Below are 18,410 nucleotides of genomic sequence, written 5' to 3' on the forward strand. Positions count from 1 at the left end.
CTCGGGTGCCTGACGCGGCGCTGACTCCACATCCCTCCGGTGCATCTGGGTTCAGAACCTGAGTCCTCGGGGGCGGCAGCGGGGCGTGCCGGTAGCCTCTCGGTGCGCTGTATGCGGCAGGCTCAGCCGTCGGCGCCCGTGATTCCGACCAGAGCGCCCCCACCGTGACCGACGCATTCGTCCCCGCTTTCGAAGACCCGGCCATCGAGGAATCCCTTGATGCCACATCAGACCCGCCGGTGAGCGCTAGTGGCACTGCCGACGGGGCGAACGGCGCTCTGACGAACGACTTCGGCACCTTCACCGATGCAGGCGAGTACGTGCCGAGAGCCATCGCGTCCGATGACCTCGGCGAAGTCTCCTTCGAGGAAGCGATCGCGCAGACCATCGTCGAATTCGGCGATGGCGACATCGTGGCGGGCACGATCGTCCGTGTGGACCGCGACGAGGTGCTGCTGGACATTGGGTTCAAGTCCGAGGGGGTCATCCCGTCGCGAGAGCTCTCCATCCGCCATGACATCGACCCGTCCGATGTCGTCGAGGTGGGTGACCAGATCGAAGCGCTCGTCTTGCAGAAGGAAGATCCTGACGGTCGCTTGGTGCTGTCCAAGAAGCGGGCACAGTACGAGCGTGCTTGGGGCCGGATCGAGGAGATCCGTGAGTCCAACGGGGTCGTCAAGGGTCCCGTCATCGAGGTCGTCAAGGGCGGGCTGATCGTCGACATCGGACTGCGCGGATTCCTGCCTGCGTCGCTGGTGGAGCTCCGGCGGGTTCGAGACCTCGCCCCCTACGTCGGCCAGGAACTCGAGGCCAAGATCATCGAGCTGGACAAGAACCGCAACAATGTCGTGCTCAGCCGGCGTGCCTGGCTGGAGGAGAGCCTCAAGGAAGAGCGGGAAGGATTCCTGCGCGATCTTCGCCGGGGCGAGCGGCGGACTGGCCGGGTGTCGTCGGTGGTCAGCTTCGGCGCCTTCGTCGATCTCGGCGGCATGGACGGCCTCATCCATGTGTCCGAGCTGTCCTGGAAGCACGTCGACCATCCGGGTTCGGTCGTGAGCATCGGCGACGAGGTGACCGTGGAAGTGCTCGAGATCGACCGGGAGCGTGAGCGCATCTCGCTCTCGCTCAAGGCCACACAACAAGATCCCTGGGAAGCGTTCGCCGGCTCTCACCGCGTCGAAGAGCTCGTCTACGGGCGGGTCACCAAGCTGGTGCCGTTCGGGGCCTTCGTGCAGGTCGGCGATGGTATCGAGGGCCTCGTGCACATCTCGGAGATGTCGGCGCACCATGTCGAGATGCCCGAGCAGGTCGTCACTCCGGGCGAGGAGCTGTGGGTGAAGATCATCGATCTGGACCTGCAGCGTCGTCGCATCAGCTTGTCGATCAAGCAGGCGGCCGAGGGTGGTGTCGTCGCGGAGGAATACCGCGATGCGTTCGGCGATCACGCCTACGACGAGGAAGGCAACTTCATCGGCGAATTCAGCTATGAGACGCCGTCCGACGGTGAGGAGTCAGAAGCCGAGCGTGCTTGGCGCGAGTACTACGAAGAGCATGGCGAGGAGGCCTACCGCCAAGCGCTCGCGCACTACGAGAACCAAGAGGCCGACGGCGGTGAATCCGAGAGCGACGCCCAGACCCCGTAACGAGTCAGATCCGCCGCAGGCCATCGCTGGCGGTCATCGAGGCCGATGATCACGATCGGCCTGACGGGCGGCATCGGCAGCGGCAAGAGCACGGTGGCGGCGGGATTCGTGCGGCGCGGTGCGGCGCTGATCGACGCTGATGCCATCGTCCGCTCCCTGCAGGCGCCGTCAAGTCCGGTTCTTGCCGAGATGGCGGAGCGGTTCGGCCCACACATCATTGCGTCCGACGGGACGCTGGACCGGGGCGCAGTGGCCGAACTGGTATTCGCCGACAGCGAGGCGCTCGCGGACCTGAATGCGATCACGCACCCGCCCGTGGGACGTGAGATACGCCGACAGCTCGGCAAGCTCGCAGGAACAGAACAGATCGTCGTGCTGGACATCCCGCTGCTGGGCGAGGGCTTGGCGAATGGTCAGAGGCCGCGCTATCGGACGAGCGGGATCTTGGTGGTGGACACGCCGGTAGATCTCGCCATCGACCGGCTCGTGTCGGCGCGCGGCTTTTCTGCCGAGGACGCCAAGGCACGCATCGCAGCGCAACTGCCGAGGACCGAACGACTCGCCATCGCTGACTGGATCATCGACAACTCGGGCGGCTTCGACGAGTTGGAGGTCGCTATTGGCGCGGCATTCGAGTGGGCGGCTGAGCTGGAGCATGTCGAGTTCCCCGCTTGACGCCCGACGGGCGACGGCACGGGTACGGCGCGAACTCAGCAGGAGATCGGAGTGCCGCAATGCGGGCAGCTCGGCTCTGGCGATCTCGTGTCGAATTGTGAGGGCTTTATGAGCAGGAAGCAGCCCTCGCACAGGATCTCCTCTTCCTGCTTGGTCCCAGCGCGCGATCCGGTGACAATGCCGACAGCGTCGTCCTCGTCGTCATCATCGTCCTCGGACGCCAGACGCTCCTTGAGGATCTCGCCGAGATCGGCCTCGAACTCCTCGTCCTCGTCCTCGTCGTCATCATCGTCGGTCAGCCGCACGCCGGTGGGGACTTCGCGGCTGCTGGGTTCGTCGTCTTCGGCGGAATCGTCCACGTCAAGGTCGTCCGAGTCATCATCGTCAGGGTTCTCATCGAGATCGCCGGCAGCCAACTCTTCGGCCTCCAGATCCTCCTTCAGGGGTTCGAGGTCCTTGTGGAGCAATGCATCGCCGAGCGCATCGTCCTCAAGCGCGTTCTCGTCAGTGTTGTCTGGGCTCATGAGCGGTCTCGGGCGGGCAGTGGAGCCAGAATCGGTCGATCAGGCAATCAGGGCGGCAGGATAACCACATCGGCCCCTCAACCGAAGGTACTGCTGTCCGAGCAATGTTCCCGGCGTCGCAGAGCGGTTGATCGTCGGCGGAATCGCGTGGCGACTCACCCGTAGCCTGCACTGCATGGCATCCGTCTCGGCGGCACCGTCGCAGCAGGACGCAACCGGCTTCGAAGATCCCCGGGTCCGTCCGTGGTTGCCCGAGCCGACGACGGCTCATTCCTTTCGAGTGTCCGCTGGATTCGATCCTGCTGGGGATCAGCCGCGCGCCGTGGCCGAGCTGGCACAGGGCATCGATCGTGGAGACCGCTTCCAGACGCTGCTGGGCATCACCGGCTCGGGCAAGAGCGCGACGATCGCGTGGACGATCGAGCGCACGCAGCGTCCCACCCTGGTGCTCGCGCCGAACAAGTCGTTGGCTGCTCAGCTCGCGAACGAGTTCCGCGAGTTCTTCCCCGACAACCGCGTCGAGTACTTCGTCTCCTACTACGACTACTACCAGCCCGAGGCCTACATGCCGGCGTCGGACACCTACATCGAGAAGGATTCCACCGTCAACGACGAGATCGACCGGCTGCGGCACTCGGCCACTGCCGCGCTGCTGACCCGCCGCGACGTCATCGTTGTGGCATCGGTCTCGGCCATCTACGGACTCGGTGCTCCCGAGGAGTACCTGCGCCAGATGCTCTACCTGCGGGTGGGCGAGATCGTCGATCAGCGTTCGGTACTGGGCCGGCTCGTCGACATGCAGTACGAGCGCAACGACATGAACCTCATCCGAGGCCGATTCCGGGTGCGGGGCGACACGCTCGAGGTCCACCCGGCCTACGAGGAGTTCCTCGTGCGAGTCGAGCTGTTCGGCGATGAGATCGACCGCATCAGCCGCATCGATCCCCTTACGGGCGAGCGGCTGGGCGAGCTGGAAGAGATCACGATCTTTCCTGCGTCGCATTACGTCACCGGCGGCGACAAGCTGCGTGCGGCGATCGGCAAGATCGAGGTCGAGATGGCCGAACGGCTGCAGTTCTTCGAGAAGGAGAACAAGCTGCTGGAGGCGCAGCGGCTGCGGATGCGCACCGAGTACGACCTCGAGATGCTGGGCGAGCTGGGCTATTGCAACGGTGTCGAGAACTACTCGATGCATCTCGACGGGCGGACCTACGACGAGCCCCCGTACACGCTGCTGGACTTCTTTCCCGACGACTTCCTGATGGTCATCGACGAGAGCCACGTCGCCGTACCGCAGCTGCACGGCCAGTTCGCAGGCGACCGGCGGCGCAAGGACACCTTGGTGGAGCACGGATTCCGCCTGCCTTCCGCCCGGGACAACCGGCCGCTGCGCTTCGACGAGGTGATGGACCGGCTCAATCAGGTGATCTTCCTGTCGGCCACCCCAGGGGACTATGAGCTGAGGACGTCCAGCCAGGTGGTCTCCCAGATCGTTCGGCCCACCGGGTTGGTCGACCCCGAGATCGTCGTACGGCCCACGAACGGCCAGATCGACGACTTGATGGGCGAGATCGAGCGGGTCACCACCGATGGTCAGCGCGTGCTCGTCACCACGCTGACGAAGAAGATGGCCGAGGACCTGACCGACTATCTGCTCGAACTGGGAGTGCGGGTGCGCTACCTCCACAGCGAGATTGACACCATCGAGCGCATCGAGATTCTGCGGGACCTGAGGCTCGGGCACTTCGACGTGCTCGTGGGCATCAACTTGCTGCGAGAGGGACTCGATTTGCCCGAGGTGAGCTTGGTGGCGATCCTCGACGCCGACAAGGAGGGCTTCCTGCGCAGCGAGACGTCGCTGATCCAGACCATCGGGCGTGCTGCGCGCAACGTGGACGGACAGGTCGTGATGTATGCGGACGAGATCACCCCGTCGATGCAACGCGCCGTGTTCGAGACGAACCGCAGGCGGGGCTTGCAGCAGGCGTACAACGCTGAGCACGGCATCGATCCGCAGACCATCCGCAAGGCGGTCACCGACATCCTCGAAGTGCTGCGAGGCCCAGCCGAATCCGCACCGGTGCCCGAGAAACTGGTGTCAGGACGCGTGACGGCAGAACGGATGAAGGCCGCTTATGGCGACCTGCCGCCCGATGATCTGACACGGCTCATCGTCTCGCTGGAAGAAGAGATGGCTGAGGCCGCTGCGGACCTTCGCTTCGAGTACGCAGCCCGGCTGCGCGACGAGCTACGAGAGCTCAGGCGAGACCTCCGCGACGCAAGCGCCTAGAGCACGACCACGGAGCGCAGCACTTCGCCGCGTTCCATCTTCTCGAAGGACTCCTCGACGCCGTCGATGCCGATGGTCTCGCTGACAAACTGGTCGAGCGGCAGGCGGTCCTGCAGGTGCAGGTCGATGAGCATCGGGAAGTCACGGCTGGGCAGACAGTCGCCGTACCACGAACTCTTGAGCGAGCCGCCGCGCCCGAACACCTCGATCATCGGCAGCTCGATCTTCATCGTGGGGTTCGGCACGCCGACCAGCACGACGGTGCCGGCCAGATCGCGGGCGTAGAACGCCTGCTCGTAGGTCTGCGGCAGGCCCACGGCCTCGATGGCGACGTCCACGCCGTTTCCGCCCGTCAGTTCTCGGACGGCTGCGACGACCTCGTCATTGCTCATCCGCGCGGAGTTGATCGTGTGGGTGGCGCCGAAGGTCCGAGCCCATTCGAGTTTGCGGTCGTCGATGTCGATGCCGATGATCGTGTGCGCCCCTGCGAGGCGAGCCCCGCAGATCGCCGCGTCGCCCACCCCACCGCAGCCGAAGACGGCCACGCTGTCGCCGCGGCCGACGCCGCCGGTGTTCATCGCCGCTCCGAGGCCCGCCATGACGCCGCAGCCGATGAGCCCGGCCACCTCGGGCGGAGCGGTTGGATCCACCTTCGTGGCTTGGCCGGCGGCCACCAGCGTCTTCTCGGCGAACGCGCCGATGCCCAGCGCGGGGGAGAGCTCGACGCCGTCGAGCGTCATCTTCTGCGCGGCGTTGTGCGTCGAGAAGCAGTACCAAGGGCGACCCCGGTCGCACGACCGGCAGTTGCTGCACACTGCCCGCCAGTTGAGGATGACGAAGTCGCCGACCGCAACGCCGGTGACGCCGTCACCTGTCTCTGAGACAACGCCCGCTGCCTCATGCCCGAGCAGGAACGGGAACTCGTCGTTGATGGCGCCCTCCCGGTAGTGCAGATCGGTGTGGCAGACGCCGCATGCCTGCACATCGACGATTACCTCGCCCGGTCCGGGGTCGGGAACTGTGATGGTCTCGACGCTGACCGGTTCACCCGCAGCCTTTGCCACGACTCCTCGTACTTCGTGACCCATGACCGCTCCCTGTTCGCGAATGTCTCTGGTGGGTGCCCTGTCGGCGCCCGCCGTGCACTGGTGTGCGTGATCGCGACCCTAGTTCTGCATGTCGGCGCGTCGGTCAAGAGACTGAGCTAGCAGCCGTGTCCGGGGCAATTCGAACCAGTGTTTGTGTCCGGGAAGCAGCAACGGGGCACAGGTAGGATCGCGGGTCGGCGCCAGAACCGCAGGAGCCACGAGGCGGGCGCCAGAAAGATGGGCGACAGGATGGGTGAGAGGCTGATCGTCCGCGGTGCGCGTGAGCACAACCTGCGCAGCGTGAACGTCGAATTGCCCCGTGATCGCATGATCGTGTTCACCGGGCTGTCTGGCAGCGGCAAGTCGTCGCTGGCGTTTGACACTATCTATGCAGAAGGGCAGCGGCGCTACGTGGAGTCGCTGTCGGCCTACGCCCGGCAGTTCCTCGGCCAGATGGACAAGCCCGATGTGGATTTCCTGGAAGGCCTCTCGCCGGCGATCTCGATTGACCAGAAGAGTGCCAGCCGCAACCCTCGCTCGACCGTCGGCACGATCACCGAGGTCTACGACTACCTGCGGCTGCTCTACGCCCGCATCGGCATCCAGCACGACCCGCAGACCGGAGAAGTGGTCGAGCGCCAGACGGCCCAGCAGATCGTGGACCGGATCACCGAGCTGCCTGCGGGATCCCGATTCGAAGTGCTGGCACCGGTCGTGCGCGGCCGCAAGGGCGACTATCACACTCAACTCGGCGACTTCGCCCGCCAAGGTTATGCCCGGGTCCGGGTCGACGGCGAGGTGCTGGACCTCGGCAACGTCGACGAGATCGGCCGCCTGGATCGCTACGTCAACCACGACATCGAGGTGATCGTGGACCGGCTCGTGATGCGCGGCGATATCTCCCAGCGCTTGACCGAATCCGTGGAGGCTGCACTCGGGCTGGCCGACGGGCACGTGTGGATCAATCTTGTGCCGCAGGGCGGAAACGGGACTCAGGACGACTCGGCCGAGACGCTTACCTTCAGCCAGCATCTGTACTCGCCGACGACGGGCCGCTCGTTCGAGGATCTGGCGCCGCGGAACTTCTCGTTCAACTCGCCCTATGGCGCGTGCGACACCTGCGATGGTCTCGGCACGCGATACGAGGTCGATCCCGAGCTCGTGGTGCCGAACACCGAGCTGACCGTGGCCGCCGGGGCGCTCGCCCCTTGGGCCGGAGCGACCGGCAAGTGGTTCACACGGCTGCTCGAAGCGGTCGGCGAGGAGTACGGCATCGCGCTCGACGTTCCGTGGTCGCAGCTAGAGGAGGACCATCGCACGCTGCTGCTCGAGGGTGCACCGCCGGGCCAGCAGATCACGGTGCGCTACCGCAACCGCTACGGCCGATCGCGCAGCTACACGACTCGATACGAAGGCGTCATCCCGTTCCTGCGCCGCCGCCACGCGGATACCGAGAGCGACTGGTCGCGCAACCGCATCGAGGGGTACATGCGCGAGGTGCCCTGCGGCGGCTGCGGCGGGGCCCGGCTCAATGAGGTGTCGCTCGCTGTGCGGGTTGCGGGGCGGAACATCTTCGAGCTCTGCTCCGCGTCCATCGGCGAGGCTGCCAAGATCGTCGACGGTCTCGAGCTCACCGAGCGCCAGCGCATCATCGCAGCGCCGATCATCAAGGAGATCGACGCGCGCCTGAACTTCCTGCTCGATGTGGGCCTCGACTACCTCACGCTGAACCGTTCGGCGGCGACGCTGGCAGGCGGCGAGGCCCAGCGCATCCGCCTTGCCAGCCAGATCGGAAGCGGGCTCGAAGGCGTGCTGTACGTGCTCGACGAACCCTCGATCGGGCTGCACCAGCGTGACAACCGACGGCTCATCGACACGCTGCTGCACCTGCGTGATCTCGGCAACACCGTGCTGGTGGTGGAGCACGATCTCGAGACCATCTCGGTGGCTGACTGGGTGGTCGACATCGGCCCCGGTGCCGGCGAGCACGGGGGAGAGATCGTCTACAGCGGCCCGACCGACGGTCTGGCATCTGCGCCCGGATCGGTGACCGGGGAGTACCTCGCCGGCATCCGGGAGATCCCGGTGCCGCCGTCGCGTCGTCCGTTGGGGATGGACCGCCTCGTCGTGCGCGGCGCACGCGAGCACAACCTGCGCACGATCGATGTGGAATTCCCGCTGGGATGCTTCATCTGCGTGACCGGCGTGTCCGGGTCGGGCAAGAGCACGCTGGTCAACGAGATTCTCTACAAGGCGCTGATGCAGCGGATCTACTCGTCCAAGGGGGTTCCCGGGCTGCACACCTCCATCGAGGGGGCTGAGGCGCTCGACAAGGTGATCGACATCGACCAGTCGCCGATCGGCCGGACGCCTCGCTCGAATCCGGCCACCTACACCGGCGTCTTCGACCACATCCGCAAGCTCTTCGCCGCGACCAACGAGGCCAAGGTGCGCGGCTACCTGCCGGGAAGGTTCAGCTTCAACGTCAAGGGCGGTCGCTGCGAAGCTTGCGCCGGTGACGGGACCATCAAGATCGAGATGCACTTCCTGCCCGATGTGTATGTGCCATGCGAGGTATGCAAGGGTGCTCGCTACAACCGCGAGACCCTGGAGATCCGGTTCAAAGGCATGACGATCGCCGATGTGCTCGGGATGCCCTGCGAAGACGCCTTGGAGTTCTTCAGTGCACAGCCGTCCATCAAGCGCCACATGCAGACCCTCGTCGACGTCGGGCTGGGCTACATCCGGCTGGGACAGCCCGCCACGACCTTGTCGGGCGGCGAGGCGCAGCGGGTCAAGCTGGCCAGCGAGCTGTCGAAGCGGTCGACCGGCCACACCATCTACATCTTGGACGAACCGACCACCGGATTGCACTTCGAGGACATCCGGCGGCTGCTGGGCGTGCTCGACCGGTTGGTGTCGGGCGGCAACACTGCGGTGGTGATCGAGCACAACCTCGACGTCATCAAGACTGCCGACTGGATTATCGACATGGGTCCCGAGGGCGGCATCGGAGGCGGCACGGTCGTGGCCGCAGGCACCCCCGAGCAGGTCGCAGTGGTCCCGGAGTCGCACACCGGTCGGTACCTCGCTCCGTTGGTCGGCTGAGCGACCTCAGAACGGGCTGCCCCGGTCGTGTGAGCTCGCGCTCCCGCCACCGGCTGTCCGATGAGTTCCCCCCTGTCTCCTGAGCGGGACGATTCCCTTCCTGACTGCTTCCCGACTACGTCGCTGCCGCCGGCTCATCGGTCTCGGTTCGCACCACTGGGGTGAGCGGCAACTCCACGGTGAATTCCGTGAACTTGCCCGGTTCGCTCTCGACCGTGATCTGGCCTCCATGGCCTCGCACGATGTCGTTGGACATCGCCAAGCCCAGCCCCGTGCCCTCGTTCGTGGGCTTGGTCGTGAAGAACGGTTCGAAGATCCGCTGGACGACATCAGGCGGGATGCCGGTGCCGTTGTCGCGCACCTTGATCACGGCCGATTCGGCAGCTCGCTGAGTGCTCAGCCAGATCGTCGGGAAGTACGGCGCGTCGCTGCCGCTGCCGCTGCCCAGGGTGGCCATCTTGCCCGGCTCGCCGCCGAGATCCCGCCAGCGCTTGTTCGCGGCATAACCGGCGTTGGTGACCAAGTTCAGGAATACCCGGCCCATGTCCTGGGGGATGACCTCCAGTTCGCCCACGTCGGGGTCAAGGTCCCGCTCGATGGTCACGTTGAAGTCCGCGTCCTGCGCACGTGCGCTGTGGTAGGAGAGCATGGCGTGCTCGTCGAGCAGCGCGTTGATCTCCACGGGGCGTGACTCGCCGCCGCCCCGGCCCATCATGAGCATGCTCTCCACGATGCGGTTGGCCCGGTCGCCGTGCCCGCGGATGCGGGTCAGGTTCTCCTTGAGGTCGCCGGTGATCTCGCTGATGTAGTCGGCCTGATCGTCAGGCGGCTCCGGATCCGCGATCGCCTCGAGCAGTTCTTCGAGCAGTTCGTCAGACGATTCGGCGAAGTTCTTCACGAAGTTCAGTGGATTGCGGATCTCGTGGGCGACACCGGCCGTCACCTCACCGAGGGCTGCCAGCTTCTCGTTCGCCACGATCTGATCCTGCGCACGGTCCAGATCGGCGAGCGTCTGGGACAGCTGCTCGTTGCGCTCGCTGAGCTGATTGGCGAGTTCTTCGACCAGATTGAGCCGCTGCACCTCGAGCGCAGCTTGGCGGAACTGCTCGAGCGCTTCCGCCATCTCGGCCACCTCATCCCGGCCTCCAGTTTCGACGGGGGTCTGGAGGTCGCCGCCGGCGAGCGCCCGCATGCGGTCTGACAGCCCGGCGACGCGACTCAGAATCCGCTTTCCGACAAACAGCCAGCTGAACAGCAGCGCGCCCACGATGCCGATGGCGCTGATCACCACGAGGAGCAGTCGGCCGGTGCTCACGGCCTGCGCCGAGGCCGCGGTGGCTGTGTCTACATCGGCTTGCACCGCACCGACGAGCGATTCGATCTCGCCCACCAAGGCGACGCTCAGTTCCTGATTCTGAGCAAGCAGATCTCTCTGATTCTCCTCGATCTGGAGGCTGCGGAACATCACGTCGAAGACGTTGCCATCGCCGAGGCCGAGCGACATAAGCCGGTTCACCGACGGGCGGAGCTCGTTGCCAGCAGCCTCATCCAGACTGGAGAGGTTGATCTCGACGCGATCCCGAGCCGATTCGAAGTCCTCCCGGAGCGGCTCGATCAGCGCTGATCCTGAGGCGCTGAACGCGCTCGCCAGCAAGGCATCGGCCTGCGATACGTCTCCGCTCAGCGCCGCCCAGCGCCGATACAGCAGCACTTCGGAGTCGGACCTGTGGATGGACTCAGGCGCCGGAGGCGTCCACAAATGACGTCGTCCTCGAACCAAGAAGAAGAGCTGGTCGTCGAGTGCTGGCACGATCTGGTGTTCGAGGTCCTGCACGGACGCATCCGCCTTGGCCCTGAGCTCATCCGCTTCCTGGATGAGCGCGAAGTACTCGGGCATCTCGGCCTCGATGGCGGCGATGTTCGAGCTGATCTGCGCGGCATGCCCGCGCAGATCGCCGAGCCACATGGAACCTGTGCCGCGGTCCCACAGCAGCTCGACCTGCGTCTCGAACTCGCTGCGGGCTGCCGCGATCTCCGCGACAACCTTCGTGTAGTCCTCAGGCTGCGCAGCCGTCAAGCGAGGTCCGCCGGCTACCAGCCTGTTGCTCGCCTCAGCAACGCCTAGGGCGGCGTCAAGTTCGGGGATGGCCCCCTGGGTGACTTCCTGCTCGGCTTCGTCTACCCGCGTGAACGAGATCCATGCGACCACGCTCGCTGCCAGGACCAGCAGCAGCGGGACGGCGATGCCCGCATACATCTGCGTCGAGATTCGCAGATGCAGTGTCGGCTTGCGGTGCTCGCTCGCACTGTGTCGGTGCGAAGACTCCTCGGTGGCGACTGCGTCGGTCATGGGTCGGCACTTGTCAGCACGCCGACGGAGCGGTAGGCGCCGTCGGGACCGATCTGGGTGACGAACACGGCGTCAGAGCCCTGATTGTCTTCGGCCACGCTCTCTCCGTCACCGAAGCCCAGCACGAAGCCGTCGATGTCGAGTTCGTCGGTGCCCAAGATGGCATCCAAGAAGCACTGGCGCGTCACCGAGCCGCCGCATCGCTCCAAACCGGCGACGGCAAGCCTGCCTGCGATGTAGCCCTCCAATGACACGAAGCCAGGAACCGGATCGGGATCCACCTGTTCAAAGTCAGCGTGCAGGGTCCCCAAGTGGCTCAGTGCAGCTTGGTAGGCCGCGACAACGGGCGTGGAGTCGTCGAACGGGAACGGCACGACTTGGGTGACCAGCACTCCTTCCCCGACGGCGCCTAGCTGGTCGGCGAGCGCGTTCGCGCCGACGAACGACAGCGTGATGAAGACGGGATCGAAGCCGGTGTTGCGCGCCCACGAGATCAAGGTGCCGACGGGCTCGTATGTGCCGACCAAGATGACCGCCTCGGGATCACCCGCCCTCAAGTCCAGAAGAGCCGTCTTGATGGCTGTCGTGTTGCGGGGGTAGAAGCCGATCGCCACTGGCGCAATGTCTCGTCGTTCCAAGGCTGACAGCGCACCGAAGTATCCGGCCCGTCCGAACGAATCGTCCTGGAACAGCACGGCGATGCGCTCGATGCCCAAGTCGGTGGTGAGCCGTTCCACCATCTCCTCGGTCTCCTGGGCGTAGGAGGCCCGCAGGTTGACGATGTTGGTCCATGTGTCATCCCGCAGGAATCCGGCCCCGGTGAACGGTGCTATGTACGGAACTCTGGCAGCGGCTGCCACCGGGGCAGCAGAACGCGATGTCGGCGTTCCGACGGCGCCGATCAGCGCGAATACCTCTTGACTCTCAATGAGCGCGGCAGTGTTGGCGATGGCGTTCTCGGGTTCATACGAATCGTCGAGCGACCTCAGCACGAGGCGCCGCCCGTTGACGCCGCCGGCTCGATTTGCCTCTTCGAATGCAGCCAGGATCCCCAAGCGCATGCCGACGCCGAGTTCCGCCGCGGGACCGCTCAGTGCCGCCGATTGCCCGAATACCACCCGATCTGCGTAGACACCGGTCTCGTCGCTGTGTGCGACAGGAACCGTCGGCGCGACCGGGGCGGCGAAATCGTCGCTGCCGCCGCTGCCGTCTCCTTCCGTGCTGGTGTCAGATCCGGTGCATGCTGCGAGCAGTAGAGCAATCGCGACCCCGAGCACCGCTGTCGTTTGGCCGGCGCCCTGTCTGGCTGACAGACGCAGACGCAGTCGAGATTCGTCAGGCACCAGCCCGGGCGACCAGCGTAAGGCGGTTCTTGCCGTCGGCGTGCTTGTACTCCAAGTCTTCGGCCATGGTGCGCACCAAGTGCAGACCGAGGCCGCCGATCGACCGCTCCTGAAGCGGCAGCTCGGTGTCGGGCGACGGTTTGTCGGCCAAGGGATCGAAGGCAGCACCGTCGTCCACCACGGTGATCGTGACCGAGTCGACGCCGCTGTCCAAGGTGACTTCGATGTCGCTGAGACCGCTCGTGCGTCCATGCGTGAGCGTGTTGAGAATCAGCTCCTCCAGGATGAGGTTCGACCGCAGCACAAGATCGGGTGCCCAGTCGTCGAGCTCTGCCATCTCCTCGACGAACGCGACTATGCGCGGCAGTGCCTCGGCGGCCGCCGCGCCCGGCACAGGAGTGATGTTCAACGAACGTCGCATGTACGGCGCTCCGTGGTACGGGCTCGACGACACCGCGCGGCGTCGGGGAGCTGGTCAGTCGGAACCTCGGCGAGACGGAACTCCTGCCTCATGGCGCAGCGCTCCGGTGCAGGGCCAGGCAGGTGATGTCATCGGAGGCCGGTGCTTCGCCGGCGAACTCCGCGACGGCGTCGAAGATCGCAGTCATCGCATCCTCGGCGTTCTGAGGCGGCTTGCCCCTGAAGAGCTCGAGAAGCCGCTGAGTGCCGAATTCCTCTTTATCGACGTTCATTGCCTCGCTGACGCCGTCGGTGTACATGATGAGCGTCTCGCCGGGAGAGAGCGACACCGTGTTCTCCTTCAGGGCTGCCGAGAAGATCTGCTCAGGGGCGATCCCGAGGGCGATGCCGCCGGTCGTCGGCATCTGGGCAGCAGTGCCGTCGGTGTGGATGACGACCGGCGGGTCATGACCCGCACCGGAGTAGGTCACCTCGCCGCTGTGGGGGTCGTAGACCGCCATGATGACGGTCACGAACATGAGGGTCGGGTTGTCGGCTTGCAGAACTCGGTTCGCCTCGATGAGAGCTTCACGGGGAGAACCGGTGCCGATCGCCGCGCCCTTCAGCGCCGTCCGGCTCGACATCATGAACAGCGCCGCCGGGATGCCCTTGTCGGAGACGTCCGCCACTGTCGCGAACATCCGGTCATCGGGTACCGAGACGAAGTCGTAGAAGTCGCCTCCGACATTGCGTGCCGGCACCATGTGCGCGTTGATCTCGTACTTCGCCGTCGCCGGGAAATCATCGGGCAGGATTGACTGCTGGACGTTCGATGCGATGTCGAGCTCGTTCTGAAGCGTGACGAGTTTGTCCCGCGAGGCTGTCGCCTCCCGCCATTGCCGCAGATGCTCGACGGTGCGCTCGATGGTGATCTGCAGATCGTCGAAGTCGACCGGCTTCGTTACGAAGTCGAACGCGCCTCGGTTCATCGCCGTTCGGATGTTGCCCATGTCGCCGTACGCGGAGATGATCACCGCCCGCAGGTCAGAGTCGAGCGAGCTGAGCTGCGACAGCAGCGTGAGTCCGTCCATCTGGGGCATGTTGATGTCCGACAGGACCAAGTCGATCGAATCATCGGCTCGGAGCTTTTCGAGTGCCTCCAAGCCGTTGCCGGCGAATTCGAACTGGTACTTGCCGCCGCGGATCTGGCGTCTCATCCGCTGCAGGACGAGCGGCTCGAGGTCGGGCTCGTCGTCGACGACGAGTATGCGCCAAGGTTGGGACATCGGCGTGGCTAGGCCAGTTGTGCCTTTGCCTCGTCGAGCGTCCCGTACACCGTGATGATCTGGTTGAAGCCGCTGATGCGGAACACTTCGTCGACCGAGGCAGCGAGGGAGCAGACGGCGAATGGTGTCGAGTTGCCGCCGAGACGTTGGGCGACCAGCAGCAAGACGCGCAGGCCAGCACTGCTGATGTAGTCGATTCCGCCCATGTCGAGAATGACACGGCTGTCATCATCAGAGATTGCTGCGCCGAGCGCTTCGTGGAAGTCGGCGGAATTCGATCCATCAACCCGGCCCGCGGGACTGATGACGTTGGTGTCTGAGTCCCGCTCCTGTGCGAGTTCCATATTGTGCAGCCTCCTGCGCAGCTACGAGATGCGGAATGACCACATCATGCCAATCCTGAGGCATGCCAGAGCAGGCAGCCCCAGATCGAACCTTTCGTCGGCGCAACCTACTACACGTCTCCGCAGTATCCACCGTTGGATGTGATTCGGACGGGTGACGCGACCTTGCACCAGCCCGGCCGTCTAGCCTGCCGGTGTGGGCCTGCGTCCTGAGGCGGGATCGGTGCCCGACGTGCCGGGGAGCTACCAGTTCCTGGATTCGGAAGGTCGGGTCATCTACGTCGGCAAGGCCAAGAGCCTACGCTCGCGCTTGAACAGCTACTTCGGCGATCCCGCAGGACTGCACCATCGCACCGCGCAGATGTTGGCCACGGCTGCGTCAGTCGAGTGGATCGAGGTGTCCACCGAGGTCGAGGCACTCATGCTCGAGTACAGCCTCATACAGCGGCATCAGCCCCGGTTCAACGTCCGGCTGCGTGACGACAAGTCGTACCCGTTCCTGGCCGTGACGCTGGCGGACGAATGGCCTCGGGCGATGGTGATACGCGGGCGACGCAAGCGCGGCAACCGGTACTTCGGGCCCTACGGGCACGCCTACGCGATCCGTGAGACGCTCGACCTGCTGCTGCGCACCTTTCCGATCCGCACCTGCAGCGACAGCAAGCTCGCGACGCATGAGCGGCTCGGCCGGCCATGCCTGCTGTACCACATCGAGCAATGCGCGGGTCCGTGCGTGGGGGAGATCACTCGGGACGACTACGACCGCTTGGTGCGGGAGCTGGTGCGATTCCTCGAAGGCCATACCGACGACGTAGTGAACGATCTCACTCAGCGCATGGCAGACGCGTCAGAAGAACTCGAGTTCGAGCTGGCGGCCCGGCTGCGGGATCGGCTCGCCAGTGTCAGGCGAGCGATCGAAAAGCAGCAGATCGCTGGGACGCGCAACGAGGATTTCGACGTCATCGGCATCGGCGACGATGAGCTGGAGGCGGCCGTGCAGTTGTTCTTCGTGCGCAAGGGGCGCGTGATGGGCCAGCGTGGCTTCATTGTGGACAAAGTCGAGGAACTGGACGGGCCGCAGCTTGTCGCTCGTGTGCTGTCGGGGCTGTACCACGACTCCAATCCGCTGGGCTGGCCCAAAGTCGTGCTCGTGCCGACGCTTCCGCCTGAGGTGGGGTTGCACGAGGAATGGCTGAGCTCGCAGCGAAGCTCGCGGGTGACGCTGCGAGTCCCGCAACGTGGCGACAAGCGGGCATTGATGGAGACGGCGGGCCGCAACGCACGCGAGTCGCTGGCACGGCATCGGCTGCGACGGGGCCAAGATCACAACAGTCGGGCCCGAGCTCTGAACGAACTGGCAGAACACTTGGAGCTGCCGAAACCGCCGCTGCGGATCGAGTGCTACGACATGAGCCACCTCCAGGGCACCAACTACGTGGGCTCGATGGTGGTGCTGGAGGACGGTCTGCCGCGTCGCAGCGAGTACCGACACTTCCGGGTCCGCAACGTCGATGGCAATGACGACTACGCGGCAATGGACGAGGTGCTCCGCCGGCGGCTGCGGAACTACTTGGCCGAGCGCGACCTGTCGGCGTCGGAGCAGGGCCGTTTCGCCTACCCGCCCCAGCTGCTGGTGGTGGACGGCGGAAAGGGGCAGCTCAGCGTTGCGGCGGGGGTGCTGGACGAACTAGGGCTGGCGTCCCAGATACCGGTGTGCGCGCTGGCGAAACAGTTCGAGGAGGTGTTCGTGCCCGGGCGTCCGGACTCGGTGCGGATTCCCCGGCAGTCTGAGGCGCTGTACCTGCTGCAGCGAGTGCGCGATGAGAGTCACCGTTTCGCGCTGTCGTATCACCGCAAGCTGCGCAGCAGAGTCCTCAAGCGAGGTGTGCTCGACGGGATAGCGGGCTTGGGGGACAAGCGGCGGGTCCGTCTGGTGCGGGAGTTCGGCGGTGTCAACGCCGTCAAGTCGGCGACGCTCGACGAGTTGCGGGCGTTGAGATGGCTGCCCGATGCCGTGGCTGAGGCAGTGTTCTCTGCCACCCATCCGAGCCAAGAGGCTGAGCCGGCAGGCGAAGCCGTGGCCCGAGCGGCCCGTGAGCCCGTTTCGAATCAAGATGGGGAACAAGAGCGGGAAGCAACAGGTGCGACAACGGCAAGGCTCAGCCAGCCGCGCGGCTCCTAGGAGGGTGGTCGGAAATGGGGATCTTGCCGACACGGCAAGTCCCTGACCTGTGGGTTTGCATCTGACAAACGCCGAAACAGCGGCTTTCCGACCAGCCTCCTAGCAGGATGCTGAGCCGCCCCTGAGCGACTCGGAGCGCCCGTACCCTCGGTCGCGTGGCTGGGGGGCCGGAATTCGTGATCGTGGCGGGCCTGTCTGGCGCCGGCCGCTCGACCGCCGCGAACGCGCTCGAAGATGTGGGCTGGTTCGTCATCGACAACTTGCCGCCGCATCTGATCGGCGACGTGGCTGACATGGTCGCTCGGCCAGGTGCGCGGCTGCGCCGCGTCGCGCTGGTGGCCGGCACCCGGGAGTACCGGGAGGATCTGGTGACCGCGATCGCTCAGCTGCGCGAGCGCAACGCGGCGGTGCGTGTCGTGTACTTGGATGCCCCCACTGAGGTGCTCGTGAGACGCTACGACGACACCCGCCGTCGGCATCCGCTGCACACTGGCACTCTGCCGACGGTTGCCGATGCCCCGCACGATCCCCCTGTCGATCCCGCAGCTGATGCTGCAGCTGCCCCGAGTGCTGAGCCCGTGGCGGATTCGGTCGTCGATGCCATCGAACTCGAGCGAGAGCTGCTCGCCGATGTACGCGAGACGGCCGATGTTGCCATCGACACGGGCGACCTGAACGTTCACGATCTGCGGGAGCGGGTGCACGATGAGTTCGGCTCGAGCGGCGACGAACTCCAGATGCGCACCGCGGTCATGTCGTTCGGATACAAGCACGGCGTGCCGCGGGAGGCCGACCTGGTGTTCGACTGCCGGTTCCTGCCCAATCCGTACTGGGTGCCTGAATTGCGCCCGGACACCGGGCTGCACCCGGGCGTCCGCGACTGGGTGCTCTCCCAAGGAGCGACCGTGACCTTTCTCGAGCACCTCATGCCGTTGCTCGAATCGCTGCTGCCCTCCTATCACGCCGAGGGCAAGTCGTACCTCACGATCGCGCTGGGTTGCACCGGTGGGCGGCACCGCAGCGTGGCGATCGCCGAGGAGGTGGCCCGCCTGCTCATGGGGCAGGGCCACGACCTTCACTGCCGACACCGCGACATCGCCCGCTGACCGCCATTCGCCCGCTAGACAGCTAGCGACAGATCGAGTCGGGGCGGCACCAGCCTGACGGGCTCGCGGGAT

Annotated in this window: 13 protein-coding genes; 6 read left to right on the forward strand and 7 right to left on the reverse strand. The window is 65.4% G+C overall.

The window, feature by feature from the left end:
* The first annotated feature begins 278 nt into the window (after nt 1–278).
* Nucleotides 279–1,643 (forward strand): 30S ribosomal protein S1, encoded by a 1,365-nt coding sequence (rpsA, locus tag ACOGXQ_RS00265; protein WP_419947436.1) that lies wholly within the window; start codon nt 279–281, stop codon nt 1,641–1,643.
* Between the two features lie 45 nt (nt 1,644–1,688).
* Nucleotides 1,689–2,318, forward strand: coding sequence for a dephospho-CoA kinase (gene coaE, locus ACOGXQ_RS00270; RefSeq protein ID WP_419945485.1), 630 nt, complete (start codon nt 1,689–1,691; stop codon nt 2,316–2,318).
* A 35-nt stretch (nt 2,319–2,353) separates the two neighbouring features.
* On the opposite strand, the gene ACOGXQ_RS00275 is transcribed toward coaE, so the two are convergent.
* The gene (locus tag ACOGXQ_RS00275; RefSeq protein ID WP_419945486.1) at nt 2,354–2,842 is read right to left on the reverse strand and encodes a hypothetical protein; all 489 of its coding nucleotides are present in this window, start codon (nt 2,840–2,842) and stop codon (nt 2,354–2,356) included.
* Between the two features lie 175 nt (nt 2,843–3,017).
* Between ACOGXQ_RS00275 and uvrB the strand changes: the two genes are divergently transcribed.
* Nucleotides 3,018–5,132: an excinuclease ABC subunit UvrB gene (uvrB, locus tag ACOGXQ_RS00280; protein ID WP_419945487.1), complete on the forward strand. Its 2,115-nt coding sequence runs from the start codon at nt 3,018–3,020 to the stop codon at nt 5,130–5,132.
* Here uvrB and ACOGXQ_RS00285 read toward each other — a convergent pair.
* Nucleotides 5,129–6,220, reverse strand: coding sequence for an S-(hydroxymethyl)mycothiol dehydrogenase (locus ACOGXQ_RS00285; RefSeq protein WP_419945488.1), 1,092 nt, complete (start codon nt 6,218–6,220; stop codon nt 5,129–5,131). The two genes, uvrB and ACOGXQ_RS00285, sit on opposite strands and share 4 nt — an antisense overlap.
* 249 nt (nt 6,221–6,469) lie before the next feature.
* Here ACOGXQ_RS00285 and uvrA point away from each other — a divergent pair, with 249 nt between their 5' ends.
* The gene (uvrA, locus tag ACOGXQ_RS00290; protein WP_419947437.1) at nt 6,470–9,328 is read left to right on the forward strand and encodes an excinuclease ABC subunit UvrA; all 2,859 of its coding nucleotides are present in this window, start codon (nt 6,470–6,472) and stop codon (nt 9,326–9,328) included.
* A 115-nt stretch (nt 9,329–9,443) separates the two neighbouring features.
* Here uvrA and ACOGXQ_RS00295 read toward each other — a convergent pair whose 3' ends face one another.
* The 5 genes from ACOGXQ_RS00295 to ACOGXQ_RS00315 all read right to left on the reverse strand — a co-directional run bounded on the left by ACOGXQ_RS00295 (nt 9,444) and on the right by ACOGXQ_RS00315 (nt 15,050).
* A complete protein-coding gene (locus tag ACOGXQ_RS00295) occupies nt 9,444–11,678 on the reverse strand; it encodes a sensor histidine kinase (protein ID WP_419945489.1) in 2,235 nt (744 codons plus the stop codon).
* Nucleotides 11,675–12,955 carry an ABC transporter substrate-binding protein gene (locus ACOGXQ_RS00300; protein ID WP_419945490.1) on the reverse strand — a complete coding sequence of 427 codons (1,281 nt, stop codon included), beginning with the start codon at nt 12,953–12,955 and terminating at the stop codon, nt 11,675–11,677. Before ACOGXQ_RS00300 ends, ACOGXQ_RS00295 begins: the two co-directional genes overlap by 4 nt.
* A gap of 58 nt (nt 12,956–13,013) precedes the next feature.
* Nucleotides 13,014–13,430 (reverse strand): ATP-binding protein, encoded by a 417-nt coding sequence (locus ACOGXQ_RS00305; protein WP_419945491.1) that lies wholly within the window; start codon nt 13,428–13,430, stop codon nt 13,014–13,016.
* 100 nt (nt 13,431–13,530) lie between these two features.
* Entirely contained in the window at nt 13,531–14,706 is a 1,176-nt protein-coding gene (locus ACOGXQ_RS00310; protein WP_419945492.1) for a PP2C family protein-serine/threonine phosphatase, read from the reverse strand.
* Nucleotides 14,707–14,714: 8 nt separating this feature from the next.
* The gene (locus ACOGXQ_RS00315; protein ID WP_419945493.1) at nt 14,715–15,050 is read right to left on the reverse strand and encodes an STAS domain-containing protein; all 336 of its coding nucleotides are present in this window, start codon (nt 15,048–15,050) and stop codon (nt 14,715–14,717) included.
* Nucleotides 15,051–15,246: 196 nt separating this feature from the next.
* Between ACOGXQ_RS00315 and uvrC the strand changes: the two genes are divergently transcribed.
* Both uvrC and rapZ read left to right on the forward strand, forming a co-directional pair.
* A complete protein-coding gene (gene uvrC, locus ACOGXQ_RS00320; protein WP_419945494.1) occupies nt 15,247–17,232 on the forward strand; it encodes an excinuclease ABC subunit UvrC in 1,986 nt (661 codons plus the stop codon).
* Between the two features lie 155 nt (nt 17,233–17,387).
* Complete coding sequence (gene rapZ / locus ACOGXQ_RS00325; protein WP_419945495.1) at nt 17,388–18,338, forward strand: RNase adapter RapZ; 951 nt, start codon at nt 17,388–17,390, stop codon at nt 18,336–18,338.
* The last annotated feature ends 72 nt before the right edge of the window (nt 18,339–18,410 follow it).

The organism is Candidatus Poriferisodalis sp., assembly GCF_965208485.1.
GTDB lineage: Bacteria > Actinomycetota > Acidimicrobiia > Acidimicrobiales > Poriferisodalaceae > Poriferisodalis.

Bases quoted from the DNA above. Each gene is read 5' to 3' on its own strand.
- ACOGXQ_RS00275 (WP_419945486.1), bottom strand. From the start codon at position 2,842: ATGAGCCCAGACAACACTGACGAGAACGCGCTTGAGGACGATGCGCTC.
- ACOGXQ_RS00315 (WP_419945493.1), bottom strand. From the start codon at position 15,050: ATGGAACTCGCACAGGAGCGGGACTCAGACACCAACGTCATCAGTCCC.
- ACOGXQ_RS00310 (WP_419945492.1), bottom strand. From the start codon at position 14,706: ATGTCCCAACCTTGGCGCATACTCGTCGTCGACGACGAGCCCGACCTC.
- ACOGXQ_RS00285 (WP_419945488.1), bottom strand. From the start codon at position 6,220: ATGGGTCACGAAGTACGAGGAGTCGTGGCAAAGGCTGCGGGTGAACCG.
- uvrA (WP_419947437.1), top strand. From the start codon at position 6,470: ATGGGTGAGAGGCTGATCGTCCGCGGTGCGCGTGAGCACAACCTGCGC.
- coaE (WP_419945485.1), top strand. From the start codon at position 1,689: ATGATCACGATCGGCCTGACGGGCGGCATCGGCAGCGGCAAGAGCACG.
- uvrB (WP_419945487.1), top strand. From the start codon at position 3,018: ATGGCATCCGTCTCGGCGGCACCGTCGCAGCAGGACGCAACCGGCTTC.
- ACOGXQ_RS00295 (WP_419945489.1), bottom strand. From the start codon at position 11,678: ATGACCGACGCAGTCGCCACCGAGGAGTCTTCGCACCGACACAGTGCG.